The 26,547-nt window shown below is 61.8% G+C and carries 26 protein-coding genes and 1 tRNA gene; 14 read left to right on the top strand and 13 right to left on the bottom strand.

Translation table 11 applies throughout. The features are described 5' to 3' along the window. Position 1 precedes the first annotated feature (1 nt). Both AC0N03_RS11535 and AC0N03_RS11530 read left to right on the top strand, forming a co-directional pair. The gene (locus AC0N03_RS11535; RefSeq protein WP_474288915.1) at positions 2 to 514 is read left to right on the top strand and encodes a DUF2924 domain-containing protein; all 513 of its coding nucleotides are present in this window, start codon (positions 2 to 4) and stop codon (positions 512 to 514) included. Beyond that, positions 504 to 2,129, top strand: a complete 1,626-nt coding sequence (locus AC0N03_RS11530; RefSeq protein ID WP_474288914.1) for a recombinase family protein — start codon at positions 504 to 506, stop codon at positions 2,127 to 2,129. Before AC0N03_RS11535 ends, AC0N03_RS11530 begins: the two co-directional genes overlap by 11 nt. Positions 2,130 to 2,560: 431 nt before the next feature. On the opposite strand, the gene AC0N03_RS11525 is transcribed toward AC0N03_RS11530, so the two are convergent. Then, positions 2,561 to 2,650 (bottom strand) — tRNA-Ser (locus tag AC0N03_RS11525). Between the two features lie 239 nt (positions 2,651 to 2,889). Between AC0N03_RS11525 and AC0N03_RS11520 the strand changes: the two genes are divergently transcribed. Next, on the top strand, positions 2,890 to 3,492 hold the full coding sequence (locus AC0N03_RS11520) for a glutathione S-transferase family protein (protein WP_474288913.1): 603 nt from the start codon (positions 2,890 to 2,892) through the stop codon (positions 3,490 to 3,492). 59 nt (positions 3,493 to 3,551) lie between these two features. Here AC0N03_RS11520 and AC0N03_RS11515 read toward each other — a convergent pair whose 3' ends face one another. Beyond that, on the bottom strand, positions 3,552 to 4,196 hold the full coding sequence (locus AC0N03_RS11515) for an outer membrane protein (RefSeq protein WP_474288912.1): 645 nt from the start codon (positions 4,194 to 4,196) through the stop codon (positions 3,552 to 3,554). A gap of 462 nt (positions 4,197 to 4,658) precedes the next feature. Between AC0N03_RS11515 and AC0N03_RS11510 the strand changes: the two genes are divergently transcribed. Continuing rightward, complete coding sequence (locus AC0N03_RS11510; RefSeq protein ID WP_474288911.1) at positions 4,659 to 5,423, top strand: SDR family oxidoreductase; 765 nt, start codon at positions 4,659 to 4,661, stop codon at positions 5,421 to 5,423. Here the strand turns inward: AC0N03_RS11510 and AC0N03_RS11505 are convergent, their stop codons facing one another. Genes AC0N03_RS11505 through AC0N03_RS11490 form a run of 4 tightly spaced genes read right to left on the bottom strand, consistent with a single transcriptional unit; the run spans position 5,424 to position 8,129 of the window. Then, positions 5,424 to 6,653: a CCA tRNA nucleotidyltransferase gene (locus tag AC0N03_RS11505; RefSeq protein WP_474288910.1), complete on the bottom strand. Its 1,230-nt coding sequence runs from the start codon at positions 6,651 to 6,653 to the stop codon at positions 5,424 to 5,426. Next, positions 6,650 to 6,913, bottom strand: coding sequence for a DUF6111 family protein (locus AC0N03_RS11500; protein WP_474288909.1), 264 nt, complete (start codon positions 6,911 to 6,913; stop codon positions 6,650 to 6,652). The genes AC0N03_RS11505 and AC0N03_RS11500 overlap by 4 nt, the downstream gene beginning before the upstream one ends. Continuing rightward, positions 6,910 to 7,527, bottom strand: coding sequence for an NUDIX hydrolase (locus AC0N03_RS11495; RefSeq protein WP_474288907.1), 618 nt, complete (start codon positions 7,525 to 7,527; stop codon positions 6,910 to 6,912). Before AC0N03_RS11495 ends, AC0N03_RS11500 begins: the two co-directional genes overlap by 4 nt. Continuing rightward, entirely contained in the window at positions 7,524 to 8,129 is a 606-nt protein-coding gene (locus tag AC0N03_RS11490) for a DUF1285 domain-containing protein (protein WP_474288906.1), read from the bottom strand. The genes AC0N03_RS11495 and AC0N03_RS11490 overlap by 4 nt, the downstream gene beginning before the upstream one ends. Before the next feature lie 115 nt (positions 8,130 to 8,244). On the opposite strand from AC0N03_RS11490, the gene AC0N03_RS11485 reads away from it, so the two are divergent. The 4 genes from AC0N03_RS11485 to AC0N03_RS11470 are packed head-to-tail and all read left to right on the top strand — an operon-like array spanning position 8,245 to position 14,931. Further along, a complete protein-coding gene (locus AC0N03_RS11485) occupies positions 8,245 to 9,228 on the top strand; it encodes an AAA family ATPase (protein ID WP_474288905.1) in 984 nt (327 codons plus the stop codon). Beyond that, positions 9,225 to 10,109, top strand: coding sequence for a DUF58 domain-containing protein (locus tag AC0N03_RS11480; protein ID WP_474288902.1), 885 nt, complete (start codon positions 9,225 to 9,227; stop codon positions 10,107 to 10,109). Before AC0N03_RS11485 ends, AC0N03_RS11480 begins: the two co-directional genes overlap by 4 nt. Next, positions 10,106 to 12,832, top strand: coding sequence for a DUF4159 domain-containing protein (locus AC0N03_RS11475; RefSeq protein WP_474288901.1), 2,727 nt, complete (start codon positions 10,106 to 10,108; stop codon positions 12,830 to 12,832). Before AC0N03_RS11480 ends, AC0N03_RS11475 begins: the two co-directional genes overlap by 4 nt. After that, positions 12,829 to 14,931: a hypothetical protein gene (locus AC0N03_RS11470; RefSeq protein WP_474288900.1), complete on the top strand. Its 2,103-nt coding sequence runs from the start codon at positions 12,829 to 12,831 to the stop codon at positions 14,929 to 14,931. The genes AC0N03_RS11475 and AC0N03_RS11470 overlap by 4 nt, the downstream gene beginning before the upstream one ends. An 18-nt stretch (positions 14,932 to 14,949) precedes the next feature. On the opposite strand, the gene AC0N03_RS11465 is transcribed toward AC0N03_RS11470, so the two are convergent. Further along, a complete protein-coding gene (locus AC0N03_RS11465; RefSeq protein ID WP_474288899.1) occupies positions 14,950 to 15,447 on the bottom strand; it encodes a GNAT family N-acetyltransferase in 498 nt (165 codons plus the stop codon). Positions 15,448 to 15,505: 58 nt separating this feature from the next. Continuing rightward, positions 15,506 to 15,997, bottom strand: a complete 492-nt coding sequence (locus AC0N03_RS11460) for an NUDIX domain-containing protein (RefSeq protein ID WP_474288897.1) — start codon at positions 15,995 to 15,997, stop codon at positions 15,506 to 15,508. Positions 15,998 to 16,182: 185 nt separating this feature from the next. Here AC0N03_RS11460 and mbfA point away from each other — a divergent pair, with 185 nt between their 5' ends. Together mbfA and AC0N03_RS11450 are read left to right on the top strand one after the other, a co-directional pair. Further along, positions 16,183 to 17,178: an iron exporter MbfA gene (mbfA, locus tag AC0N03_RS11455; RefSeq protein ID WP_474288964.1), complete on the top strand. Its 996-nt coding sequence runs from the start codon at positions 16,183 to 16,185 to the stop codon at positions 17,176 to 17,178. 30 nt (positions 17,179 to 17,208) lie between these two features. Next, positions 17,209 to 18,105: a metallophosphoesterase family protein gene (locus tag AC0N03_RS11450; protein ID WP_474288895.1), complete on the top strand. Its 897-nt coding sequence runs from the start codon at positions 17,209 to 17,211 to the stop codon at positions 18,103 to 18,105. On the opposite strand, the gene ftsY is transcribed toward AC0N03_RS11450, so the two are convergent. Continuing rightward, positions 18,106 to 19,110, bottom strand: coding sequence for a signal recognition particle-docking protein FtsY (gene ftsY / locus AC0N03_RS11445; RefSeq protein ID WP_474288894.1), 1,005 nt, complete (start codon positions 19,108 to 19,110; stop codon positions 18,106 to 18,108). It lies immediately after the preceding gene. 83 nt (positions 19,111 to 19,193) lie between these two features. Between ftsY and AC0N03_RS11440 the strand changes: the two genes are divergently transcribed. Continuing rightward, on the top strand, positions 19,194 to 19,916 hold the full coding sequence (locus AC0N03_RS11440; RefSeq protein WP_474288893.1) for an RluA family pseudouridine synthase: 723 nt from the start codon (positions 19,194 to 19,196) through the stop codon (positions 19,914 to 19,916). On the opposite strand, the gene mtaB is transcribed toward AC0N03_RS11440, so the two are convergent. Continuing rightward, positions 19,839 to 21,122 (bottom strand): tRNA (N(6)-L-threonylcarbamoyladenosine(37)-C(2))-methylthiotransferase MtaB, encoded by a 1,284-nt coding sequence (gene mtaB, locus AC0N03_RS11435; RefSeq protein WP_474288892.1) that lies wholly within the window; start codon positions 21,120 to 21,122, stop codon positions 19,839 to 19,841. The two genes, AC0N03_RS11440 and mtaB, sit on opposite strands and share 78 nt — an antisense overlap. After that, positions 21,122 to 21,985: a diaminopimelate epimerase gene (gene dapF / locus AC0N03_RS11430; RefSeq protein WP_474288890.1), complete on the bottom strand. Its 864-nt coding sequence runs from the start codon at positions 21,983 to 21,985 to the stop codon at positions 21,122 to 21,124. The genes mtaB and dapF overlap by 1 nt, the downstream gene beginning before the upstream one ends. Positions 21,986 to 22,184: 199 nt before the next feature. On the opposite strand from dapF, the gene AC0N03_RS11425 reads away from it, so the two are divergent. Continuing rightward, on the top strand, positions 22,185 to 22,913 hold the full coding sequence (locus AC0N03_RS11425) for a GyrI-like domain-containing protein (RefSeq protein WP_474288889.1): 729 nt from the start codon (positions 22,185 to 22,187) through the stop codon (positions 22,911 to 22,913). Positions 22,914 to 22,915: 2 nt separating this feature from the next. Here AC0N03_RS11425 and AC0N03_RS11420 read toward each other — a convergent pair whose 3' ends face one another. Both AC0N03_RS11420 and AC0N03_RS11415 read right to left on the bottom strand, forming a co-directional pair. After that, the gene (locus tag AC0N03_RS11420; RefSeq protein WP_474288888.1) at positions 22,916 to 23,905 is read right to left on the bottom strand and encodes an MBL fold metallo-hydrolase; all 990 of its coding nucleotides are present in this window, start codon (positions 23,903 to 23,905) and stop codon (positions 22,916 to 22,918) included. Between the two features lie 6 nt (positions 23,906 to 23,911). Beyond that, entirely contained in the window at positions 23,912 to 24,571 is a 660-nt protein-coding gene (locus AC0N03_RS11415) for a ferredoxin (RefSeq protein ID WP_474288887.1), read from the bottom strand. A gap of 105 nt (positions 24,572 to 24,676) precedes the next feature. On the opposite strand from AC0N03_RS11415, the gene obgE reads away from it, so the two are divergent. Both obgE and AC0N03_RS11405 read left to right on the top strand, forming a co-directional pair. Further along, a complete protein-coding gene (gene obgE, locus AC0N03_RS11410) occupies positions 24,677 to 25,714 on the top strand; it encodes a GTPase ObgE (protein ID WP_474288886.1) in 1,038 nt (345 codons plus the stop codon). An 18-nt stretch (positions 25,715 to 25,732) separates the two neighbouring features. Next, on the top strand, positions 25,733 to 26,533 hold the full coding sequence (locus tag AC0N03_RS11405) for a DUF2189 domain-containing protein (protein ID WP_474288885.1): 801 nt from the start codon (positions 25,733 to 25,735) through the stop codon (positions 26,531 to 26,533). The last annotated feature ends 14 nt before the right edge of the window (positions 26,534 to 26,547 follow it).

Genomic DNA, 26,547 nt, shown 5'->3' with positions numbered 1-26,547 from the left:
GATGGCGCGGCCGACCAAATCTCCGTCTCGCTCCGTGCAAACTTCGGCGCGCATGGGCCGCGTCGCGGATCAATCATCAGGGCAAATCGAAGATGAACTGGCCGATCTCGTCAACTTGCCGATTGAGGATCTGAAACAGCGCTGGCAGAGGGTGTTCGGCCACGCAGCCCCTCGGCGCATCAGCCGCATCCTGTTGTTGCGCGTTCTTGCCCATCATCTGCAGCTCCAGCACGCGGGAGGATTGAAGCCGAAGCTGCAGCGCGTGTTCGCGCGTCATGCCGTGGCTGTGGCGGCGGGCGCTCTTCCGGTACCCGCTTCAGCGATCAAACCGGGTACGCGGTTGCTGCGCCAATGGCAGGGCGCTCTGCATGAAGTGATCGTGCTTGAGGAGGGCGTGTGCTATCGAGACCGTGTCTGGCGCTCGCTCTCGGAAGTGGCCGGTCATATCACCGGCTCGCATCGCTCCGGCCCCCTGTTCTTCGGCTTAAAAAGGCGGGCATCCCATGTCGGTTAAACTTCCCGTGAAGCGCTGTGCCATTTATACCCGCAAATCCTCCGAGGAAGGGCTCGAGCAGGACTTCAACTCGCTCCATGCCCAGCGCGAATCCTGCGAGGCCTATGTTCGTAGCCAGAAGGGTGAGGGCTGGCGTCTGGTCGAGACGGCCTATGATGATGGTGGGCTCTCGGGCGGCTCGATGGAGCGCCCGGCTTTGCAAAAACTGCTGGCCGATATCGCGCTCGGCAAGATCGATGTGATCGTTGTCTACAAAGTCGATCGGCTGACCCGCTCATTGGCCGATTTTACCAAAATGGTCGAAGTGTTCGACGCACATAATGTTTCTTTCGTCGCCGTGACCCAGCAGTTCAATACCACCAGCTCAATGGGCCGGTTGACCCTCAATATTCTGCTGTCTTTTGCCCAGTTCGAGCGCGAGGTGACCGGTGAACGCATTCGCGACAAGATTGCGGCGTCCAAGGCCAAGGGCATGTGGATGGGCGGCAATGTGCCGCTTGGCTATGAGGTCAAGGACCGCAAACTCCTCATTCACAATGCCGATGCCGCCAAGGTTGAAGAAATCTTCAACACCTATCTGGAACTGGGCTGCGTGCGACGGCTCAAGACAATACTGGATCAAAGAGGCCTCACGTCAAAATCCGGCGGATCGTTCTCGCGTGGCGGTCTTTATGCCCTTTTGAACAATCCGATCTATCTTGGCGAAGTGCGCCACAAGGGCAAAATCTATCAAGGGCAGCATGAGGCGATCATCACGCGAACCTTGTGGGATGCGGTCCAGGCGCGGCTGGCGGGCAATGGCGTCAAACAGCGTCAAAGCCGCAAGGTCGAGGCCAGTCCACTGATGGGCAAGCTCTATGATGAAACAGGTGATGGTCTCTCGCCAAGCCACGCCAACAAGCAAGGGCGGCGCTACCGCTATTATGTCTCAAAGACGTTGATCCATGATCTGGCCGGCAAGAGAGGTCTGGATCAGAGCGGCGGAAATCAATGCGGCTGGCGGCTGCCCGCGCATGAGATTGAACGATTATTGGCCCATGCGGTCACGGCGTTCATGAAGCAGGCCGGCGATCTGAATTCGGTCGCGCGGGCCGAGGGGCTGGAGCCGGAAAAAATCCCTGCTTTGCTTGAAGCCGCGGCTTTGCCGGCGATCAATCCGCTTGATCTGATCGAACGGGTCGATCTTGGTCAGCATGAGCTCAAGATCACACTCGTGTTGGACACCCTCGTCGGTGAACCTTTGCGCCTCATTCATCATATTCCCCTCAAAATCCGCCGTCGTGGCATCGAGATGCGCTTGGTCATCGGCAATGACCTTGCCGCAACAAAGGCCGATCCGGCTCTGATGAAAGCCATTGCCCGGGCGAGAAGCTGGGTCGAGGATCTGACCAGCGGCCGTGTGGCCTCACTGGTTGAGATCGCGCGGCGCGAACATATCAGTGATCGATATGTGGGCAACCTCCTGCCGCTGGCCTTTCTGGCCCCCGATATCGTCGAGGCCATTGCCGCTGGCCGGCAGCCCCCCGAACTGACCTCCGAGCGTCTGATCAAACAGACCGAGATACCATTAAGCTGGAACGATCAGCGCCACCGTCTTGGCTTTGCCGCGCCCTGAGATCTGGCGCCAAATTCGCGCAGATCCTTCAACATGACCCACAAGAATTGAAGCGAACCGGCACAAATGCGCTCAGAGATATTCGCCTCCGGCGGCGCGAATCAGCGAAGACGAGCAGGCATCTCCGGTTCGGGTGGGTCAAAGGAACTGGCGCGCTATCGGCAAAATTGGTCACCTTGTTCGGCGCCAAGGCATTTATTACGCGTGCCTTGCCCCGCAAGCCGTCCCGGGAACCAGCGGTTGGTTATAAGCGGCCAAAGTGCGCAAATATCGGGCAAAAATCCTCGCAATCCTCCGCGCAGAGACAAATGAACCGGAGAATCATCCGAAAACGAGTTGATCCAACCGTGGAGACAAGCGTGCGCAAAGCGCCGAAATTGCGCAGAAAAACTCTCGGTAGGATGGAATATTGTTTTATATCAAAGACTTAATGGCGGAGAGGGGGAGATTCGAACTCCCGATAGGCTTGCACCTATGCCGCATTTCGAGTGCGGTGCATTCGACCACTCTGCCACCTCTCCGGGTCCGACGATCAGGCTTGCGCTGTTCATCTGGTCGATCGGGCAGTTAGCACGGCTCCGGCCAAAGCACAAGATGCAAGCTCGAATCAAATAGGCGGCTGGCTTGAAATTCTTGTGCATTTCCGTCAGGCGCGGTCAAAATGTCACGTTGGCCCGCAACGCGCTTGACTCGGCGCGCCCGCGGCAAAACAGTGCGTCTACGCGGTCCGCGCCGCCTGAGATAATGAATGGAGAAAATGATGCTGATTTTGCGCTCGAGCCCCGCTTCGCCCTTCGGCAGAAAGGTCAAGATTGCGGCCAAACTGCTGGGCCTGTGGGACCAGATCACGCCGGTTGATGCCGATACAACCAATCCCGAAGACAGCCTGCGTCAACAAAATCCGCTGGGTAAAATTCCGGTTCTCGTCTTGCAGGATGGTCGGGCCATATATGATAGCCGTGTCATCGTGCAATATATGCAGGAACTGGCGGGCGGCGAGGCGCTGATTCCGCGTGAGCATGAAGCCCGATTCGCCGAACTGGGCCTTGAAGCGCTGGCCGATGGCATTCAGGATGCCGCGCTCCTGCAGATTTATGAGCAGCGTTTTCGTGCGGAAGCCGAGCGCAGCGCACGGTGGGTCGAGCATCAGGCCGGCAAGGTGGCGCGGGGCCTAGATTATCTGGAGAACAATATGCCTGCGGATGACAACAGGCTGGGCGCCGTGGCCGTTGCGTGCGCGCTGGGCTATCTGGATCTGCGGTTTGAGGGGCGCTGGCGCTCGGGCCATCCCAAGCTCGCGGCATGGCTTGCGCGGTTTGAGGCGCGCGTTCCTGCCTTTGCGGCCACGCGGGTCAATCCATAAAAAAACCGGCCGGGGCATGTCCCCGGCCGGTTCTTTCCCGCAGGGGCGGGACTTGGCGACTAGAAGTGATAGTTGATGCCAGCGCGGACGGTTGAATAATCAATGCCGGTCTTGGCGCCGGGGGCGATCACATCCATGTCGCGGGCGCTGAGAGCCGTGTAGAGATATTCAGCCTTTGCCGAGATGTTGTTGGTGAAGGCATATTCGATACCTGCGCCAAGATCATAGCCGGGGGCCAGCTTGTTCTTCGTGCCGAGTGCGGTGCTGCCCTTGATGTTGCCATAAGCAAAGCCGCCGGTGCCGTAAACCAGCGCGCGGTCAACCGCATAGCCCAAACGGCCGCGGACAGAACCGGCCGAGGTCAGATGACCGGTGCCGTCGGTGCTGGTCGACTTGAGCCATGCCTTGTCGAGGTCGGTTTCAATACCAGCCACGACCTGGCCCATCTGGTAATTGTAGCCGGCGGTCAGGCCGAGGAGGCCGCCGTTTGGCGAGCCGAATGCGCCCTTGCCGTCCTTGGTGAACTTGCCGGTGCCGAAGCCGGCATTGGCGCCGACATAGAAGCCCGTCCAGGTGAACACCGGCGGCGGGGTGTAAGCGGCCATGACGGGGGCCTGCTTGCGGTTCGGAAGGTCGGCGGCCTGTGCGCTCACTGCTGCGCTGAGGGCAGCCAGAGCCACGCCGACGGAAAGAATCTTCTTCATTTTTTTACTCCTGATTAAACGCGTTCGGTAAGTTTTGGTGCTCACCGGATGTCGTGACATATACGCCGAATGGTTGCCAAAGTCTGTTGCCGAGTGATCACATAACATTCGTGAAATGTGGCTGGAATTAGACAAGTATTTGAATAGAATAAGGCTAAAGTATTTAGCAGAATATTATGGTTAATATTTCAATATAACTTAAGAAATAAATTTTAATACGTTATAATATTTCAGAATAACTTGATTTTTTTATAGTTAATATTTTTTAAATTTTCACACTTGCATTTAAATTAAATTATTTTGCTCTGCACAATATTCTGGCCAAACCGGTTTTCTGCCTTAGATATTCTATGTAAGACGATAAATCGGAGGGGCGCGGCGTTCCGGCATGCAGTGCCCGGACGCCTGATTTATCGCTACAACCAATTATCCGGGTCCGGGCAGGGAGAGAATATGAGGCCAATGGATGGGAAAATGCTGCCGGCCAATGTCCTGATCACGGGCGCAGGGCGGCGTATCGGGCGCGCCATCGCTCTGCATCTGGGCGCTGCGGGTTATGGCGTGGCGGTTCATTACCGTCATTCCCGGCAGGAGGCCGATGCCCTGGCCGGTGAGTTGCGTGCGGCGGGCGGCCGTGCGGCCGTGGTTCAGGCAGATCTCGCGGGGCGGGGCGCGGCGCGGGCACTGGTCGATCAGGCAGTCGAGGCTCTAGGGCCGCTGACCTTGCTGGTCAATTCGGCCTCCCTGTTCGAGCAGGATGAATTCGGCACGCTGGATCCGGACCTTTGGGATGCGCATTTTGCCGTCAATCTGCATGCGCCGATATTTCTCGCGCAGGCTTTCGCGGAGCAGGCGCCGGACGGGGCATCCATCGTCAATATCATCGATCAGCGGGTCTGGAAGCTGACTCCGCAATTCTTTTCCTACACGCTGACAAAATCGGCGCTCTGGACCGCAACCCGCACCATGGCGCAGGCGCTGGCGCCGCGTATCCGCGTGAACGCCGTCGGGCCGGGACCAACTCTGGCCAATCCGCGCCAGAGCGCCACCGATTTTGCGCAGCAGGCCAATGCGACGCTTCTGGGCGAGGCGATAGACCCGCAGGATATCGCGGAGGCGGTGCTGTATCTGGCGCGGGCGCGCTTTGTAACCGGGCAGATGATTGCCGTGGACGGCGGGCAACATCTTGTCTGGCGCACGCCGGATGTCAGCGGCCTTGCCGAATAATCAGGGGTTTTTCTGTTCGATAGCCTGATCGAGCAATTGTGCAAGTTCGTGCGGTTCACGCGGAAATCCGGCCCTGATCCACAGGGCCTGCAGTTTTTTGAGCGCCGCGCCGACCGACGGCCCCGGCGCAAGACCGCGCGCCACAAGTTCCGCTCCGGTAAAGGGCAGTTGCGGCAGCGGCGTGTCGCGCACGAAACGCAGGGCCGCTTGCCACTGCGGATCGTCCGGCTCAGCCCGGCTTTCGCAGAAGGCGAGCGTCAGGGCATCGTGCCAGCCGGTTCGGCCATGGACGAACAAGCCCTCGCGCAGCGCCGATTTTGACGGCGGCGTCTGGGTGCCGTGCAGCGACGCGCCAATGGCCGCCATATGGCGCAGGCGGTGCAATTGTTCGTTGGACAACCGAAGATATTCGCGCAGCCGGAGCGCATCATCGGGGCAGAACAAAGCCAGAGCGGCGAGGCGCAGCACCGCGTCGGATGGTTGAGTGCCGAGCTGGTCAAGCCGGACAAGCCGGTCAAGGCGCATAGGGTTGCCGATGCCGCCGAGAATCAGCGGCAGGATATTCATATCGCTCATCAGCCGCGCGGCGGATGCGGCTCTGGGCGCTTCCAGAATTTTCAGCATTTCGCTGAGAATGCGCTCTTTTGACAGCGTCAGCAGGCCGGAGCGCGCTACGATGATGGCGTGCAGCGCTTCGGCGTCAAATCCATCGGCATAGCGGGCCGAAAAGCGGAAGAAACGCAGGATGCGCAGATAATCCTCGGCAATGCGTTCGCGCGCCTTGCCGATGAACCGCACCCGGCGGCGGGCGATGTCGGCGCGGCCTTCGGTGTAATCGTGAATCGTGCCGTCCAGCGAGAGCGACAGGGCGTTGATGGTGAAATCCCGCCGCAGCGCGTCGGTTCTGAAGTCATGGCCGAATTTTACCGTGGCGTGACGGCCATGCGTTTCCACATCCTCGCGCAAGGTGGTGATCTCGAAGGTCTTGCCGTCCAGCAGGATCGTGACCGTGCCATGCTCGATGCCGGTGGGGATGGCGCGCCAGTGATGTTTTCCGGCAATGTCCAGAATTTTGAGCGGCAGGGCTGTTGTGGCGAGATCGTGATCGGAGAGCGGCAGTCCCATCAGCATATTGCGCACCGCGCCGCCGATGAGGCGGATTTCTTCGCCATCTGCCTCGAAGGCCTGCATGATGGTCCGGAGCGCGGGATCGGCGAGCGGCGTCATCATTGCTGGATATGACCCGGGATGACGCGGCCATTTTCGACATGTGCCGGTTGGTAGGGGCCCATGCCGCGTTCCGAAAACAGGAAGATGGCCAGAATCAGGGCCGCGCAGGCAAAAAAGCCAATGAGGCTGAGTGTGATCGCGATATCGCGGGTCCATTGCGGCTCGGACAGCGCCAGCGCGCGCCGCAACCTGAGCAGGATCGCAAAGCCCAGAAAGGGAAGGGCGAAAGCGCCAAGCAGCTCAAGGGCGACGCGGATCATGGCTGAAGGTAGAGCCTCTCATAAAGGGCGCGGATAATGCCGGCCGTCACGCCCCAGATATAGCGCTCGCCATAAGGAATTGCATAGAAATATCGTGTGTGGCCGTTCCATATGCGGTTGTGTACCTGATGATTTTCGCCGCGCATGAGAAAATCGAGCGGCACATCGAAGATTTCGCTGACTTCCTGCGGATTCGGGTGCAGGCCGGGGTCTCCGGCAATGGTCGCAAGGACGGGGTGGATGAGATAGCCCGTGCCGGACAGATAGGGGTTCATGCTGCGGAGCGGCATGATCTGCCGCCGGTCAAGGCCGATTTCTTCCTCGGATTCGCGGATGGCGGCCTCAAGCGCGCTTTCGCCCGGTTCCATCCGCCCGCCCGGAAAGGCGATCTGGCCGGAATGGGCGCGCAGGTGCGGCGCGCGCTGCGTGAGCAGCACCCGCGCCTGCGGACCCTGCGTCAGAATGGGAATGAGCACGGCGGCAGGCTTGGCCTGCCCCGGATTGACGGGATGATCGGCCGGTTCGTTCAGGTGGTGATCCCCCGCCGGCGACAAACCCTCGCCCGGCAGGCGGGTGCTGGCACGGTCAAGGAAATCCGCAAGGAACGAGGTCATGCGTCCTCGTCCAGATCAGCGGCCGGCGCCATGGCAAAAAAGCTGCCCTGCGACACAACGCCGAACATGTCCACGCCATCGACGACACGCCGCTCGCCCAGCGCGACAAGGTCATAGAACAGAGCGCGCTTGACGAGCGCCCAGAGATTGTCGCGCACCAGAACATAGGGCTTGAGGCCGTCTTTCTCATCGCGCTCGAAACGCAGCGGATGATCGGGACCTGCGACAATTTCGTCCTCGACCTGCGTTGTGAAGGTAATAATCTGCCCTTGTGCTTTGTCGACGGCCATGCGTATGGCGAGAAACGGGGCGTCCTCGACCTCGATGCCGACTTTTTCCACCGGAGTGACGAGCACATAATCTTCGCCGTCGCGCCGCAATATGCTGGAAAATAGTTGCACCAGCGCAAGGCGGCCGATCGGCGATTTATTATAATACCAGGTGCCGTCGCGGGCGATGCGCATGTCGATCCGGCCACAGAAGGGCGGGTTCCACAGATGCACCGGCGCGGGGCCGCGACGGTTTGTGGTCTGGGTGTTGATCGTGCCGGCAAGCTGATCAAGGCTGCCAAATCCGGACGGCTGGGATGGTGAAGCGGACATGATCTTGCAAAACCTCTCGCCTGAAACATCGACTTTGATGTATCAACGCATAATGTAAGTTTGAAAACCGAAAATTGACAGGTGCCTTGCGCGGCAGGCCCGACGAGGAGATGGAATGAACGAGAAACCGGCCAATGTCATTGTCGCGCAGTTCGAGCAGGCCGCGGCGCAGCTGGCCCGCGCCAGCGCCGAGATCGCAGGCATCGTTATCGGACAGGACAAGGTGATCGAGCAGACGCTTGTCACGCTTCTGGCCGGAGGACATGGCCTGCTGGTGGGATTGCCGGGGCTGGCGAAAACCAAGCTGGTCGAGACGCTGGGCATCGTTCTGGGGCTTGATACGCGCCGGGTGCAGTTCACGCCCGATCTGATGCCTGCCGATATTCTGGGTTCCGAGATTCTCGACGAAACGCAGGGCGCGAAGTCGTTCCGGTTCATTCCGGGGCCGGTTTTCGCGCAGATGGTGATGGCGGATGAGATCAACCGCGCCAGCCCGCGCACGCAATCGGCGCTGCTTCAGGCGATGCAGGAAGGGCATATTTCTGTTGCCGGGCACAGGCACGAACTGCCAAAGCCGTTTCACGTGCTGGCAACCCAGAATCCGCTGGAGCAGGAGGGCACCTATCCCTTGCCCGAGGCACAGCTTGACCGTTTTCTGATGCAGATCGACGTGACCTATCCCGACAGGGACGCCGAGCGCCGCATCATTCTGGAGACGACGGGCCTTGCCGAGGTGCGGCCACGGCAGGTGATTTCGGCTCAGGAGCTGATGTCCTGTCAAAATCTGGTCCGGCAGGTGCCTTTGGGCGAGGCGGTGGTCGAAGCCTGTCTCGATATCGTGCGCGGCGCGCGTCCCGGCGAGAGCGAAATGGCCGCACGTCTCTCGTGGAGCCCCGGACCGCGCGCGGCACAGGCACTGATTCTGGCGGCGCGGGCGCGCGCCTTGCTGCAGGGCCGCTTCTCGCCATCGCTGCAGGATGTCGCCGCCCTTGCCGAACCCGTGCTCAAGCACCGTATGGAACTCACCTATAGTGCGCGGGCCGAGGGCGAGAGCGTCGAGGCCATCATCGCGCGGCTGGTGGCAAGGGCGATGGAATGAGCGCAGCCGATGCCGCAACGCTGCAGGCTCGGGCGCTGGCCCTCAGCCGGGCCTTGCCGGAACTGATCCTCAAGGCGCGGCAGGTGGCGGCTTCCGTGATGCAGGGTGTGCATGGCCGCAGGCGGCCGGGCGCGGGTGACGCGTTCTGGCAATACCGGCCGCTGATGAGCGGCGATTCCAGCAGCCTGATCGACTGGCGGCGTTCGGCCCGCTCGATGCAGATGCTGGTGCGCCAGCGCGAATGGCAGGCAGCGCAGAAGGTCTGGCTCTGGATCGACCGCTCCGCTTCGATGCAGTTTTCTTCCCGGGCTGAAATTCTGAGCAAGAGCGATTGCGCGCTGGTCATGGGGCTCGCTCTGGCGGATATGCTGGTGCGCGGCGGCGAGCGGGTGGGGCTTATCGGGCTTTCCCGCGCGCTGGCCAGTCGCAGTGTGATCGCGCAATTTGCCGAAATCCTGATCCATGCGCCTCGTGTCAGAATGCCGCCGGCACAGCCGCTGGATGGGCGGGCGCAGGCCGTCTGGATCTCGGATTTTCTGGAGCCGCTGTCTGAAATTGAAACGCAGCTCCGCATCATGAGCCAGTCGGGCGCAAAGGGCGTTCTGCTTCTTATTGCCGATGCGCAGGAGGAACTGTTTCCCTTCGCCGGCCATATCGAGTTTATGGCGCAGGAAGAAGCCGGGCGCGCGGCGAAGCACAGGCTTCGCTTCGGGCGGGCCGAACTGACGCGCGAGGCCTATCTGGCCCGACGCGCCGCGCATATCGAGGGGCTGGCCGCGCTCGCCCGGCGGTGCGGCTGGACGCTGACCCAGCATCGGACCGACCGGCCGATGGCGGCCAGCCTGCTGGGCCTTGGCCTCAGTCTGGGTTTGCAGCCATGATGGGCCTGAGCTTTGCCGCGCCGTGGGTTCTGGGTGCGCTGCTGGCGCTGCCGGCGCTCTATTATCTGCTGCGCATCGTGCCGCCTTCGCCAAAGCGTATTATTTTTCCGCCAATGCGGCTGTTTCTGACCGCGGCGCGCGATGAGGTCACCGCTTTCCGGACGCCCTGGTGGCTGCTGCTTCTGCGCCTTGCCCTGCTTGCCGCCGTGATTCTCGCGGTTTCCGGTCCGGTCTGGCGCGGCGGCAGCGCCATGCGGCACGGGCCGTTGCTGCTCGTGCTGGATGACAGCTGGCCGGCGGCGCCGGACTGGGACCGCAGGGTGCAACTGGCGCGCGGCGAGATCGAGGCGGCGCAGAACGATGGCCGCCTTGTTGCGCTCGCTCTGCTTTCGCTCGGCGCGCGGGACATCAGCTTTCAGTCTGCCGATGCCGTGCTGCGCCAGCTTGCAGCGGCGAGGCCGGCTCCGGTGTTGTTTGCGCACAGCCCGCTTGTGGCGCCTATCCGCGCCGCGGCCCTGCCGGACATGGACATCGAATGGTTCAGCGATGGTCTCTCTTTTGGCGGGGCGCGTGAATTTGGCACGGCTTTGCAGAAGCTTGGCCGTCTGCGCATCTGGCTGAATGACAAGCCCGTGCTGGCTCTCACCGCATTCAGCCCCCTGTCCGCCGGGGCGCAAGTTCATATGCGCCGGAGCGCGGATCAAGGCCTGCAACCGGGCGAATTGCGCGCGTTCGATGCGCGCGACCGGCTTATTCTGGCGCAGCAGTTCTCCTTTGCCTCAGGCATGGATCTCGATGTTTCGCTGCAATTGCCGATGGATCTGCTGAACCAGATCGATCATGTCGCGATAGCGGGTTTGGACAGTGCTGGCGCGCGTTTTCTGCTGGATGCATCCAACCGGCGTGTGCATGTCGGCCTTGTCGGCGATGTGGCGGCGGATGTGGCCGAGCAGCCGCTGCTCAATGGACTGTATTATCTGAAAAAGGCGCTTTCTCCCCATGCGGAGATTGTGCTGCCGCGTGAAGGCGCCGCCGATCCCATCGCCAATGTGCTGGACGCTTCGCCGACGGAATTGATTCTGGCTGATGTGGGCAGGTTCACGCCCGAGCAGGTTGGCAAGCTCAATGATTTTCTGACGCGCGGCGGCGTTCTGGTCCGCTTCACCGGCCCGCGCGTGACCGGCGAAAACGATCCGTTCCTGCCGGTGACGCTGCGGCACGGAGAGCGCGCTTTCGGCGCAGCCCTCTCATGGGACAAGCCGAAGAAGCTGGCGGCATTCGAGCCGTCCTCGCCCTTTGCGGGGCTGAATGTGCCGGAGGACGTCACCGTCTCGAAGCAGGTGCTTGCCGAGCCGGATGCCGACCTGCCGCGCAGGGTCTGGGCAAGTCTTGCGGATGGCACGCCGCTGGTCACTGCGGCTGCGCGCGGCAAGGGGCTGATCATGCTGTTTCATATCAACGCCGATACGAGCTGGTCCAATCTGGCGCTTTCCGGCCTGTTTGTTGACATGCTGCATCGCATCAGCGAAAGGGCACGGCTTGGCGGCGCGCTGGCCAGAAGGCCGGCGGAGGGTGTGCTGGCGCCGCGCCTCACGCTGGATGGCTTTGGCGCGCTGGGTGCGCCTTCGCCGCTGGCCAAGCCGCTTCCTGCGGGCTTTGCCGACATGGCGAGCCTGGAACATCCGCCCGGATTATACGGCGCGCCGGAACAGGATTTTGCACTTAACGCGATGACTCACCTGTCCGATTTCACGGCGCTGGATGCATCCGGCTTTGCGGTGCGGACTTTGTCTGCCGGGGAGCGGACGGCCCTTGACCTGCGCCTGCCGCTGCTGGTTCTGGCCTTGCTGCTGTTTCTGGCCGATTGCGCTGTCATGTTTCGTCTGCAGGCGCGGCAGGCTTTCGCCGTGCTGCTTGTTCTGGCTTTTGTCGCGCCGCTTGCAGGACGTGCGAAAGCCGAGGAGAGCGCACTCGCGCCGCGCGACATCGAGGCCACGCTCAATGTGCATCTGGCCTATGTTCTGACCGGCGATAGCAGGGCTGACGAGGAGAGTCGCGCCGGGCTGGAGGGGCTTTCGCGGGTGCTGGCGCGCCGCACATCCGTTGCGCCGGGCGCGCCCGTCGGCGTCGATCCGGGCAAGGATGTGCTTGATCTTTATCCGCTGATCTACTGGCCCATAGTGGCGAGCGCGCCTCAGCCGCCGGCGCAGGCCATGCAGCGGCTTGCAGCTTATATGAACCGGGGCGGCACTTTGCTTGTCGATACGCGCGATGCCCTGATGCAGCGGGCGGACGGGACGCCGACGCCCGAACAGCTCTGGCTGCGCCGCGCCCTGCAGGGGCTCGATATTCCGCCGCTGGAGCCGGTGCCGCCTGATCATGTCATGACCAAGACCTTTTATCTGCTCGATGGATTTTATGGCCGCACCACCATGGGCGAGACCTATGTCGAGGCGCTGCCGCCAGCGGAGGCTGGGGCGGCCCGGCCGGTGCGGGCGGGCGATTCCGTCTCGCCCATCATCATCACCTCGAATGATCTGGCTGCGGCCTGGGCAATGGACGACAATGGCCAGCCTTTGTTTCCGCTGTTGCCGGGCAGTCCGCGCCAGCGCGAACTGGCCCTGCGCGGCGGTGTCAATATCGTCATGTATACGCTCACCGGTTCCTACAAGGCCGATCAGGTGCATGTGAAGGCGTTGCTGGAGCGGATGCGCAACCGATGAGCCTGCATCTTCACACCGCGCCCTTTCTGCCGCTCTGGATGCTTGGCGTCCTCGCCCTTGCCGCCGCCGGATTGCTTGGCTGGAGCCTCGTGCAAAGGCGGGCGTTCTGGGCCTGGCGGGCTCTGGGCCTGCTGATGCTGCTTGTCGCGCTGCTCAATCCGCTGCTCGATCTGGAACAGCGCAGTCCGATCAAGGATGTCGTCGCGCTGGTGCTGGACGAGAGCGCCAGCCAGTCCGTCGATGTCCGCCCGGCGCAGATGGCCGCAGCCCGCGCCGCCTTGCAGGAAAAGCTGAAGGCGCTGCCGGATGTGGAGACCCGCGTCATCACCTATGACGGCCAGGGCGACGATGGCACCTATCTGTTCAAGGCGCTCCGGCAGGGCCTGAAGGATGTCGCGCCCGAGCGCATGGGCGGGGTGATCCTGCTCACCGATGGCGAAGTTGAGGATACGCCCGATCTTGCCGCTTTTGGCCTGAACGCGCCCGTTCATGTGCTCCTCACCGGGCGGGAGAACGAGCGCGACAGGCGGATCGAAGGCGTTGAGTTGCCCAAATTCGGCATTGTCGGCAAGGATGTGACGCTGAAGCTGCGCGTCGACGACACCATGTTCAATGGCGAGCCGGGGCAGCTTCAGATCAGGCGTGAAGAGCACGATCTGGGTGCGTTCTCTGCCCCCGTCGGGCGCACGATCGATGTGCCGGTGCATATCGATCATCCGGGCGCCAATATATTCGAAGTGCAGCTTACGCCTGTTCCGGGTGAACTGACGCTGGCCAATAATCATCTCGTCATTTCTATCGAGGGGGTGCGTGACAGGGTGCGTGTGCTGCTTGTTTCCGGCGCGCCGAATCCGGGCGAGCGCAGCTGGCGCAATGTTCTGAAATCTGATCCGAACATCGATCTCATTCACTACACCATCCTGCGCTATCCCAACCGGCGCGATGATACGCCCGTTTCCGAACTGGCGCTGATCAGCTTTCCGATGGAGCAATTATTCTCGCAGGATATCGAGAAATTCGATCTGATCATTTTCGACAGGTATGCCAATCAGGCGCCCTTGCCGGACTATTATTTCGACAATATCACCAATTACGTGCGCCGGGGCGGGGCTCTGCTCGTCTCTGTCGGGCCTGATTTTGCCGATGCCGACGGGCTGGCGCAATCGCCGCTTGCCGACATTCTGCCGTTCCGCGCCCGGGAGCAGGCTTTGGTGCAGCCGTTCAGACCGACGCTCGCGCCGCTTGGATTTAAGCATCCGCTGACACGGGATCTGCCCGATCCGGCGCACTGGGGAATGTTCTACCGCCAGATCGCCGGCGAGGCGCAGGGCATGACGCTGATGCAGGGCGCGCAGGATCAGCCGTTGCTCGTGGTCTCCCATGCCGACAAGGGGCGTGTTGCCATGATCCTGACCGACCAGCTCTGGCTCTGGGCGCGCGGCGTTGGCGGCGGCGGGCCGCATATCGACCTGCTGCGCCGCATGACGCACTGGCTCCTGAAAGAGCCAGCCCTTGAGGAAGAGGCCTTGCGCGCCTCCGCCAAGGGCTTGGAACTGCGTATCGAGCGGCAGACGCTGGCCGATAAAGTGGCCGATGTGCATCTGACAGCGCCCTCCGGCAAGGCGCGCGATGTCAAACTTGCCGAGGAAAAGCCCGGCCTCTGGCAGGCACAGGTTGGCGTGGACGAGCAGGGGCTTTATCAGCTTTCCGACGGAACATTTCAGACCTTCGTCAATGTCGGGCTGATGAACCCGCGCGAATTTGCCGATGTTGTCTCGACGCCCAAACGGCTCGCGCCATTGGCAGAGGCGAGCGGCGGCAGCGTCCGGCGTTTGTCCGGCGGTTCCGGCGCGGCCATCGATCTGCCCTATCTCGTGCGGATGAGCGCCAGCGGCCATTATGCGGGACGCGATTATATCGGCATCAAGCGCAACGATCTGAGCACGCTCAGCGGCCTGACCAGCCAGCCAGTCGGGCTTGGCTTTCCGGCTCTGATCGTTCTGGCCGGGCTTTTCCTGCTGATCTGGCTGCGCGAGGCATTTCCCAATGGGCTGCGGCAGGCATTGACGCGGTTGAGGTGGCGATCCGACGATATGTGAACAGGCGTGCCCTTTGGGTCAGGCGGCCAGAACCGGACCCTTGACCTCGTCGAAGGCATTTTCGGCTAGCTCGCAATAGAGCAGTCGGCGCGGATCGACCGGCCCCGGCATGGAAAGACGCCCACGCGGCACCGGCTTGAAGCCAAAGCGCTTGTAATAGGGCTCATCCCCCACGAGCAGCACCAGCTTGTGGCCCTTGTCCTTCGCGGCCTGCAGCGAGGCATTGATCAGCGCGGCGCCGATGCCGCGCTGGCGGAACGCGGGATCGACGGTCAGCGGTCCGAGCAGCAGGGCGGGCGTTTCGCCGCAGCGGATGGGCGTCATGCAATTTGAACCCACAAGCAGGGTGCCGACATAAGCCACGAAGGACAGGCTCAGGTCCGGCGGATTGTGCTCGCGCAGCCTGTATGCCGAGCGGGCAAAACGCCCCGGGCCGAAGGCGCGCTCATTCAGCTTTTCCACCGCTTCGGCATCGTCGGGGCTTTCGGGCGACAGGGTCAGGCGCAGTTCGGTCATGGTCGGGAAATGTCCTTGTTCATCTGCGCCTATAGCACAAATTTTCAACTTGTCACTTTCACCAGATCGGGTCTGGCGGAAGATTATTGAGGATTTCGTCAAGCCTGCGCCGAGTCGAGGTATTGATCTGCGCTGGTAGGTTGTCGAGCGGGAAAAAAGCTGCGTCCGCAATTTCTCTGTCCGGCCTGCGCGGCGCCGTTTGCTGAAAATCGCGCACCACATAGAGCGCGATATGGTCGCGCACCGACATGTTCCGGTTGAAATAAAGACTGAACAGCCGTGGCCGCGCTGTGAGATGGATGTTGCCCTCCTCGCGCAATTCGCGCTCCAGCGCCTCAAGCGAGGATTCTCCCGTCTCCACGCCGCCTCCGGGAAAATGCCACCCAGGAATATAGGTGTGGCGGATCAGAAACACGCGGTTTTCCTGATCGAGAATGCAGCCTTGCGCGCCGAAAGTCAGGCCGCGCGAGAACCGGAAATAAGTGTGAAAAAGCCGCGCTCTGATGCGCGAGCCAAGATGCGGGTGGGGCCTGAATATGTGAGCGGACATGAACGGGTTTTATTCGCTTGCGCGCGCATCCGCCAGACCATTTCGTGTCTTGTCCGCATCATACTGCGGCCCTTTTCGCACTGGCGCGGCGTTTTGTGACCCGCCAGCCGGATGAAACGCACTGGACAAAACGGCACGAGTATCTTAGAAATATTCTAAATTAGACACGACCTGAAGGACAGATGATGAAGGCATTTGCGGAACTCACCGAGCGCGAAGTTTTGGCGCTGGCCATAGCCAATGAGGAAGAGGATTCGCGCATCTACCAGTTGTTTGCCGATGACCTGCTCGAGAGCTATCCGCATTCGGCGGCCATATTCAAGGATATGGCGGATGAGGAGCGCGGCCATCGATCCATGCTGTTCGACCTTTACCGGCAGAAATTCGGCGAGAACCTGCCGCCCATCCGCCGCGAGGACGTGAAGGGCTTTCTCAAGCGCCGCCCCTTCTGGCTGACCAAGAATCTGGGCATCGAACGGATGCGCAAGGAAGCCGCGCTGATGGAATATCAGGCGGCGCAATTCTACGAAAAGGCGGCCCTGCAAAGCCGCGATGTCTCGGTGCGCAAGCTGCTCAACGAACTCGCGGAAATTGAGCGCGGCCATGAAACAAAGGCCAATGAGCTTGTCGAGGCGCATGTTGGCGGCGATGCGCAGGCCGAAGAGGCCGCTACCGCGCGGCGCGCCTTCGTGCTGCGCTATATCCAGCCCGGTCTTGCCGGCCTCATGGACGGATCGGTGTCCACATTGGCGCCGATCTTCGCTGCCGCCTTTGCCACGCAGAACAACTGGGATACGTTTCTTGTCGGTGTTGCGGCCTCTATCGGCGCGGGCATCAGCATGGCTTTTGCCGAGGCGCTCTCGGACGATGGGTCGCTGACCGGGCGCGGCGCGCCCTGGATGCGCGGATTCGTCACCGGCCTGATGACGACTGTCGGCGGTATCGGCCACACTCTGCCATATCTCGTGCCCAACAGCTGGGCCGTGACGCTGGGCGGCAGAGCCTTCGATGCGTTCCAGATCGCGACGGCCATTGCCGCCGTCATTGTGTTCTTTGAATTGTGGGTGATTGCCTATGTGCGCGCCCGCTTCATGGATACGCCTTTTCTTCAGGCTGCCTTTCAGGTGGTTCTGGGCGGGGTGGCGGTGTTTCTGGTCGGTATTCTTATCGGTTCCGCTTGACGGGAGCGGCGCGGCTGGTCAAAAAGGCCCATGGTCTTTCGTCTTGCCCACCTTTCCGATGCGCATATCGGCCCGCTGCCGCGGCCAAGGGTCAGCGAATTGTTCGGCAAGCGCCTGACTGGCTTTCTCAACTGGCATCAGGGGCGCTACCGGGTTCACGACATGATGGTGCTGGCAAGTCTGGTCGAGGATATCCACGCCCAGAAAGCCGATCATTGCGCCATGACCGGCGATATTCTCAATATCGGCCTGTGGGCTGAATTCGGGCCGGCGAAACGCTGGCTGGAGACGCTGGGCCCGCCGGACAGGGTGAGTTTCGTTCCCGGCAACCATGATGTCTATGTGCCGGGAAATGTGAAGGCGATCTCGCAATTCTTCGGACCCTGGCTCACGCCGGACGAGCCCACCGACCATGTGTTTCCCTATTTGCGCAAACGCGGCCCGGTGGCGCTGATCGGGCTGACGTCCGGCGTTCCGACCTTGCCGTTTCTTGCCTCCGGGCGCATGGGCAAGCTGCAGATGGCTGCCTTCGACGAACTGCTCGGCGCGCCGGACATCCGTAAGATGGCGCGCGTCGTGATGATCCATCATCCGCCCTATCTGCAGGGCGCGCGTTTCGGCCGCGGCCTTATGGATGCGCCCGCCTTTGAACAGGTGATCGCCCGCCACGGCGCCGATCTGATCCTGCATGGCCATAATCACCGCGAGAATGTGCATTTTCTGCGTGGGCCTGCGGGCAAGGTGCCGGTTGTCGGCGTCGCCTCGGCCTCGGCTGTGCCGGGCTCGCCGCACCATCTTGCGGCCTATCATATTTATGAAATTTCCCCATCAGGCAGCGGCTGGATGATCAAAGGCCACAAGCGCGGCCTCAAGCCGGGCGAACGGGTGGTGCACGACCTTGGCCTGCTCAACCTTGCGCCGCGCTGATCAATCCTGATCAAGACCGGCGATGGCGCGGGCAAAATCCCTCGGCGCGAAGGGCTCCAGATCGTCGGCGCTCTCTCCGACACCAATGAAATGCACCGGCAATCTGAATTTCTCAGCAATGGCGACAAGAATGCCGCCGCGCGCCGTGCCGTCCAGCTTGGTCATGACAAGGCCGGTGACGCCTGCCGTACGGCCGAATATTTCGACCTGACTGAGCGCATTCTGGCCGACCGTGGCATCCAGCACCAGCAAGACACTGTGCGGCGCGCCGGGATCGATCTTGCGCAGGACGCGCACGATCTTTTCCAGTTCGTCCATCAGCTCCTTGCGGTTCTGCAGGCGCCCCGCCGTATCCATGAGCAACACGTCGGCGCCGCCCTCCCGCGCGGCCTGATAGGCCTCGAAGGCGAGACTTGCGGCATCCGAGCCCTGATCGCGCGCGATCACTTCAGCGCCCATACGCGCGCCCCAGATTTTAAGCTGTTCGATGGCGGCGGCGCGGAACGTGTCGCCAGCCGCCAGCATCACCTTGTGGCCTTCGGCGATGAATTTCGAGCCGAGCTTGCCGATGGTGGTGGTCTTGCCCGATCCGTTGACGCCGACAATGAGGATCACATGCGGCCTTGCTCCCGAGAGCGTGAGCGGAAGGGCGACCGGCTCCAGCACGGACTCTATTTCCTGCGCCAGAATGGCTTTCACATCTTCCGGCTCAATGGTCTTCTCATAGCGACCCTTGCCGACGACGGCGCAGATGCGCGCGGCCATGGGCAGGCCGAGATCGGACTGTATGAGCAGATCCTCCAGCTCTTCAAGCGTCGTTGTGTCGAGCTTGCGCTTGGTGAAAATATCGGCGATGCCCTGCGCAAGCTGGCCGGAGGAGCGCGAAAGGCCCTGACGCAGGCGCTGCCACCAGGAGAGGCGCGCAGCCGCCTCGGGTTCCGGCTTTGGTGCGGGCGTCCTGCCGAAAAGCCTGCCCAGCAGGCCGGGTTTTTCCGTATCGCTCATCTCATCTCTCATTCTTGCCTGCACCTGAATTGACGCAGCGCCGGTTTGAGCGCAAGTAAAAAACATCAACCCGCCTGAAAGACATGACCGAAGACGAAATCAACGCGCGCCTGCTTTACCGCGACGGCCTCATTCTCGTGCTGAACAAGCCTGCGGGCGTGCCGGTGCATCGCGGCCCCAAGGGCGGGGATTATCTGGAGGCGCATTTTCATCATCTGACCTTCGGCCTGCCGCGCAACCCGGCGCTGGCGCACCGCCTCGATAAGGACACGTCGGGTTGCCTTGTGCTGGGGCGGCATCGTAAGGCGCTGGAAAAGCTGATGCAATTGTTCAAGCGCGGCGATATCGGCAAATCCTACTGGGCAATCGTGGCCGGTGGCCCGCAGGAGGATCAGGGCACGATCGACCTGCCGCTCGCGCCGCAAAATCCGGATCGCGGCTGGTGGATGAAGGTTGATCCGGCCGGAGCGCCTTCCGTGACCAAATGGCGCGTGCTCGGGCGCGGTTCCGGCCTCGTCTGGCTGGAACTGACGCCGCTCACCGGACGCACGCATCAGTTGCGGGTGCATTGCGCGGCGATGGGCTGGCCCATTCTCGGCGATCCGATCTACGGGCCGGAGAGGGGCGGCGCGCTGCACCTTCATGCCCGCAGCATTGCCATTCCGCTCTCGAAAAATAAGCCGCCGGTCTTTGTCGAAGCCCCGCCGCCCGGCCATATGCTGGCAGCCCTAGCCGCCTGCGGCTGGACGGATGGATCCGGCGATGAGCTCGCGCCCGTTATGTCCGCCGATGGTGACGGCCAGTAATTGATTGGCCTCGGCGGCGCCAAGGCGCACGGGCGTGAAATCGGGCAGGCGCCCCATGCCGCCGCGCTCGGACAGCACTTCAAATGTCTTGCCGCTCTGAGCCGACAGATGCGCACGGAAGGCCTCTTGCGCAGCTTCACGCAGGCGGTTGGCGCGCGCCTTGACAATGTCGCGCGGCACTTGCGGCATTTTGGCAGCGGGCGTGCCGGTGCGCGGCGAATACGGGAAAACATGGACATGCGTGAGCGCGCAGGCGGCGATCAGCGAAAGGCTGTTTTCGAACATATCCTCGGTCTCGGTCGGGAAACCGGCGATAAGATCGGCGCCGAAGGCAATATCGGGGCGAAGCGCCCGCATTTTCTGGCAGAAATTGATGGACTCAGCGCGGGAATGGCGGCGTTTCATCCGCTTGAGGATCATGTCGTCGCCCGATTGCAGGGAGAGGTGAAGATAGGGCATGAGCCGCTGTTCCGAGGCCATGGCGTCGACGAGCGCGTCATCCGCCTCGATGGAATCGATGCTGGAAAGGCGCAGACGCGGCAGATCCGGCACATGCCGCAGGATCATCTGAACGAGAGTGCCAAGTCCGGGGGTGCCGGGCAGGTCGCCGCCATAGGAGGTCAGATCGACGCCGGTGAGCACAATCTCTTTCTGGCCGATGCTGACCAGCTGCTTCACCTGTTCCACCACCGCGCCCATCGGCACAGAGCGGCTCGGACCCCGCCCGAAGGGAATGATGCAGAACGTGCAGCGGTGATCGCAGCCGTTCTGCACGGCGAGAAAACCGCGGGTATGATGTTCGACGGCGCTGGCGGAGCCTGTCTCGATACTGCGCCAGTTGCTGATGTCCTCAACGGCGTTGCGGCGCGTGTCGTTGGCGCGCGGCTCCAGCATACGGGCAAGGCTTTGCCATGTCCCAAGGCTGGTCTTTTCGGCATTGCCGATGACGCGCGTCACCTCGCTCATGTTGGCGAAGGCTTCAGGCTGGGTCTGGGCCCCGCATCCCGTGACGATAATGCGCCGTCCCGGATGCTCGCGGCCCAGCCTGCGGATGGCCTGGCGCGCCTGCCGGGAGGCTTCCGCCGTAACGGCGCAGGTGTTGACGATGACAATGTCGTCATGGCCGGCATCCAGCGCGCTGCGGCGCATGGCTTCCGATTCCACCATGTTCAGCCTGCAGCCGAACGTGACGACCTCAACGCCCATCAGGCCATGGTCCTGAAAATATCGGGCGAGAATGTGCCTTCGAATTCGAGTTCGACCGGGCCGGTCATCAGAACGTGGTCATCGCTCTCCCGCCATTCGATGATGAGGTCGCCGCCCGGCAGCGAAACGCGGACCTTGCGTTCGGTCAGGCCCTTGCGGACAGCGGCCACGGCCGCCGCACAGGCGGCTGAGCCGCAAGCGCGCGTGAGGCCCGCGCCCCGCTCCCATACCTTGAGCACGAGCTGATGGCGCGAGACAATCTGCGCCAGAGAGATATTTGCCCGCTCGGGGAACAACGGATGATGCTCCAGCTGCGGCCCAAGGCTGGCCAGATCGTAGGCTTCGACGTCTTCAACCCAGAAGATTGCATGCGGATTGCCCATGTTGACCACGGCGGGTGAATGCAGCAGCGGCGCGTCGATTGGTCCGATCTGCAGTTCGATGGCGCGTGTGTCGGTAAATTCCTGCGCCAGCGGAATCTGGTTCCAGTTCAGTCGCGGCACGCCCATATCGATCTGGAAGGTCCGGTCGTTGATGCGCACACAATCCAGCAATCCGGCGCTGGTTTCCAGCCGCAGGCTCTGGAGCGGCGTTGCGCGCATCAGCCCCCAGGCGACGCAGCGCGTGCCATTGCCGCAGGCCGCTGATTCCGAACCGTCATTGTTGAAAATCTTCATAAAGGCTTCGGTGCCGGGCGTTCTTGGGTTCAGCAGCACCATCAGCTGATCATAGGGCAGCGCGCGGGCAATGGCCCGGGCTTCGGCAGGGCTGACGTCCAGCCCCGATGCGCGCAGATCCAGCGTGATGATTTCGTTGCCGATTCCGTTCATCTTGGCAAAGGTGTGATTGGCAAGGGGGCTCATGGCGGCAGTTCCTGATCAAAGCCGATACATAATCGAACTTTAAACGTTTCACCAGTCCCGCCTGTTCATCTGGCGTGCAGGAAGCGGCCCTTAGACTGTGTTGTGCATCGCCGGGCTTTATATTGCCGCTCAGCACTGGCAAAAAGCCGGGCCTTGCGCGACAATGTGATTCGGCTGGCGGAATGTTCCGGAGAGAGTGATGAATTTGAGCAGGCTATCGAAACCCGGCAGGCGTGTGTCCTTCGCTATGACTTTTGCCTGCCTGTTTGTCGCGGCGGGGCTGCAGGGGGCCAGTGCCGAAACGGCGCCTGCTGCCAATCCCGCGACCTCCACCCCGCCCGCTGTCAGCGCCGCGCCGGCACCGGCTGCGCCTGCAAATGATGCTGCACCGGCAACCGCAGCCCCTGCCGGCAATTCGGATAATACCTCCGTGACGCCGATCCCCGATGAAGCGCCGACGATAGAATCTTCCGCTCCGTTTGATCTTGCGCCGCATCCGGTTGCGCTATTGCACGGACAGGCCAAGTGGGAGGATGGCTACAAGACCATCCATCAGGACTTCAAGGCGATCGCCGATGCGCTCGCCGCCGAGAAAATCACGGTAACGGGAAAGCCGATGGCCGTGTTCACCGAGACTAACGATCAGGATTTCAAATTCGATGTGATGCTGCCCATCGATAAGGCTCCGGACGGCAAGACCAGCCTGCCGGGCGGCGTTCAGTTTGGCATGTCGCCGGGCGGCAAGGTGCTGAAGTTCCAGCATCGCGGTGCCTATGACGGCATAGATTCAACCTATGAGGCGATCACGGCCTATCTCGACGAGAAGGGTCTCGAGGCGAAGGACGTTTTTGCCGAAGAATATCTCAATGAGTCCAAGGGCTCGGACGATAATAACATGCAGGTCGACATCTACGTTTTCCTGAAATAGCCTCAGGCTTTGATCAGAGTGAACTCGCCGGGGCGCGGTGTCTGAAACCGCTCCCGCGGTACCTCATGATGCAGCAGCGCCGCTTTGAGCGCCGCCAATGGCGCCTGAATGGCTTCGTCGGTCAGCTGAAACGTGCCCCAGTGATGCGCAATGGCGGTCTTGGCCTGCGCCGCCAGCAGAATGCGCACTGCCTCTTCAGGGTTGATATGCTGATCTTTCATGAACCAGCGCGGCTCGTAGGCGCCTATGGGCAGGATGGCGAGCCGCATCGGCCCGTGTTTGCGGCGCGCAGCGGCGAAAATTTCCCCGTCGCGGTAACCGGTATCGCCGATATGATAGACGGGGCCGGCGCGTGTCTCCAGCACGAATGCGCTCCAGAGCGCCATGGCGCGGTCTCTGACGCCGCGCGCCGACCAATGATAGCTTGGCTCGAAATGAACCGCGAGGTGCGCCGCAACGGGCACGCGCGCCCCCCAGTCATAGGCTTCCACCCTTATGTCCGGCACAGCGCGGCGCATGATCGTGTCATTGCCGAGCGGTGTGAGAATGCGCGGCGCAAAGCGCGCGTGCAGCGCTTTCAGCGTCGTCAGATCAAGGTGGTCGTAGTGATTGTGGGTGATGAGCACCAGATCGATGGGCGGCAGCGCCTCAAGTGCGACGCCCGGCGGATTGACGCGCTTTGGTCCGGCAAAGGCCAGAGGGCTCGCGCGCTCCGCCCATACAGGGTCAATGAGAATGTTGACGCCTTCCGTCTGGATAAGGAAGCTGGCATGGCCGATATAGGAAATGCGCAGGTCCGGGCCGTGGCTGCGCTCCGGCGGCATGTCATGCAGAAGCGGGGCGGTTGTGCGCGGCCAGCGCTCCCTCTGGCCCCTGAACCGCCATTTTATGATTTCGCGGAAGCCCTTGGCGAAGGGATGCCCGGGAATGAAAAAGCGCGTGCCGTCAAAATGGTCGGAGACCGGGCCGGTATAGTATGGATTTCTGGGCATGTGAGCTCAGCTGCGGCTGTGGTAAAAGGCGCGCATATGAAAGCGCATCTGTTCTTCGCCGTGCCTGTGGGCGGCGCCGATTGGACAGGCGAGGCGGGCCAGACAGCCGCTCCCGAGGCACGTCTGCTCTGCTGTTTTCAGATGGGCGGTGCAGCGCGGCACATCATAGCTCTGGCCGAAGGCGTCCACCGGACAGGCCGAAAGGCACGGCTTGTCCGGGCAGCTGAGGCAGGGGTGGCCGGCTTCCTCCCGTGCGGGCAGCTTTATGGATTCGCCCAGCAGGATCGCGCCGCGGTAGGCGTGCCATAAGCCGAAAACAGGATGAATAAGCAGGCCGAGCGGCGAGGGAAACACCGGTTCTGCGCGCTGTGCCCATTGCTGGAACGGCCTGTAGGGCGGTCCGCCAAAAGGGTAGAAGGCGAGGCCGCCCCATGACCCGGCCAGTTTGTCGATGATGCGCCGCGACCAGCGGTCGAGCGGGTCAGCGCCGCCGTCGGTATATTCGGGTGCGGCGGCAAAAGCCTGCCAGCCAGCGCCGCCGGCAAAACCGAACAATAACAGGGTACCCTGCGCCAGTGGCAGGCCATCATCTGGCTGCACGGCAAGGCCGCCCCGGAAATCGAGCCCGGTGGCGGCAGTCGCGGCAAGAATATCTTCGAGTATCATGAACCCCTGAGCACTTTCGGCTGATGTTATCAGGTTTTGCGACTTTAAAGGCCAAATTCCAACAAACAACTTCAAATTTCTGTGGTTCTGATCTAGGAACAGGACATGAAATTTCTAGATGAAGCAAAAATTTACATTCGGTCCGGCAACGGCGGCGCGGGATGCGTCTCCTTCCGCCGTGAAAAATTCATCGAGTTCGGCGGGCCGGACGGCGGCGACGGCGGTCGCGGCGGCGATGTGGTTGTTGAATGTGTCGAAGGGCTCAATACGCTGATCGATTACCGGTATCAGCAGCATTTCAAGGCCAAAACAGGCATGCATGGCATGGGCAAGAACCGGCATGGCGGCAAGGGCGCCGATGCGGTGCTCAAAGTGCCGGAGGGTACGCAGATATTCGACGAGGATGGCGAAACCCTGCTTGCCGACCTCACCCGGGTTGGCGAGCGGCTGGTTCTGGCCAAGGGCGGCAATGGCGGTTTCGGCAATGCCCATTTCAAGACCTCCACCAATCAGGCGCCGCGCCGCGCCAATCCCGGGCAGGAAGGCGAGGAGCGCACCATTATCCTGCGCCTGAAGCTGATTGCCGACGCGGGGCTTGTGGGCCTGCCCAATGCCGGCAAATCGACCTTTCTGGCCTCTGTCTCCGCCGCGAGGCCGAAAATTGCCGATTATCCCTTCACCACGCTGCATCCCGGCCTCGGCGTCGTCAATGTCGACGGACGCGAGTTTGTCATGGCCGATATTCCGGGGCTGATCGAGGGCGCGCATGAAGGCCTTGGCCTTGGCGACCGTTTTCTTGGCCATGTCGAGCGCTGCCGCATTCTCGTTCATCTTGTCGATGTCGGCTGCGAACATGCGGGCAAGGCCTATAAGATCGTGCGCGGCGAAATCGAGGCCTACGGCGCGGATCTGGCCGAAAAGCCCGAACTGGTCGTCCTCTCCAAAACGGACACTGTGGATGCGGACACGCTGAAATCTCAGATGCAGAAACTCAAGCGCGCCTGCGGCCAGACGCCGATGAAAATGTCTGCCGCCACCCGCGACGGCGTTGTGGACGTTTTGCGCCATGTGGCGGATAGTGTCGATCAATCAAAAAAACAGGAAGCCGCAGAGGCCCGGCCCAAAGAGGTCTGGCAGCCCTGAGGCAAGGGAAGGGCGGGGATGAGCGAGCAGGCAGACGTGATGAAACCGGCTGGCGTTGCCGCCAGCAAACCTGATCTGATCATCCTGCGCCTGAAAAAGGGCGATCTTTCCGATTGCCTTCATGCCGGATGGCGCGATTTCATGGCTGCTCCGCTCTATGGCCTGTTTTTCGGCGGCTTTTATGCCGTCGGCGGCTGGCTGGTGCTTGCATCATTCCTGCTGCTGCATCTGCCCTATGTAGCCTATCCGCTGACGATGGGTTTTGCGCTGATCGTGCCTTTCGTGGCGGCGGGAACCTATGAGGTCAGCCGCCGCCGCGAGCGGGGCGAGGCCCTGACGCTGCCTGGCGTGTTCGGCGCCGTGTGGCGGCGCTCGGGCCGCGATCTGGGCTGGATGGCGCTTGTGACGCTGTTTGCCCTCATCATCTGGGTTGATTTTGCGATATTCCTGTTTCTCATGTTCTACGGCCTGCATGTGCCGGATGTGCAGCAGATGCTGATCGAGATTCTCTCGACGCCGCAGGGGATGCTGTTTGCCGCGATCGGCAATGGCGCGGGCGCCGTGATCGCCGCCTTCGTCTTTTCCATCACGATCGTGTCGATGCCGCTGCTTGCCGACCGCGATGTCGATTTCATCACGGCCATGATCACGAGCGTGCGCGCCGTCAAGATGAACAAGCTGCAGATGCTGGCCTGGGCCGTGCTGACGGGCCTGATGCTGGGCTTTGCCATTCTCACGGCGCTGCTGGGCCTCTTTGTGGTGCTGCCGGTGCTGGGCCATTCCTGCTGGCATCTTTACCGGCGGGTGATTGCGGTCTGAGCCGGCTCATGTAT

The sequence above is a fragment of the Methylocystis sp. sgz306128 genome (genome assembly GCF_056032725.1).
The sequence above is the reverse complement of the archived record's forward strand: the minus strand, read 5'-3'. Positions and strand labels throughout refer to the sequence as shown.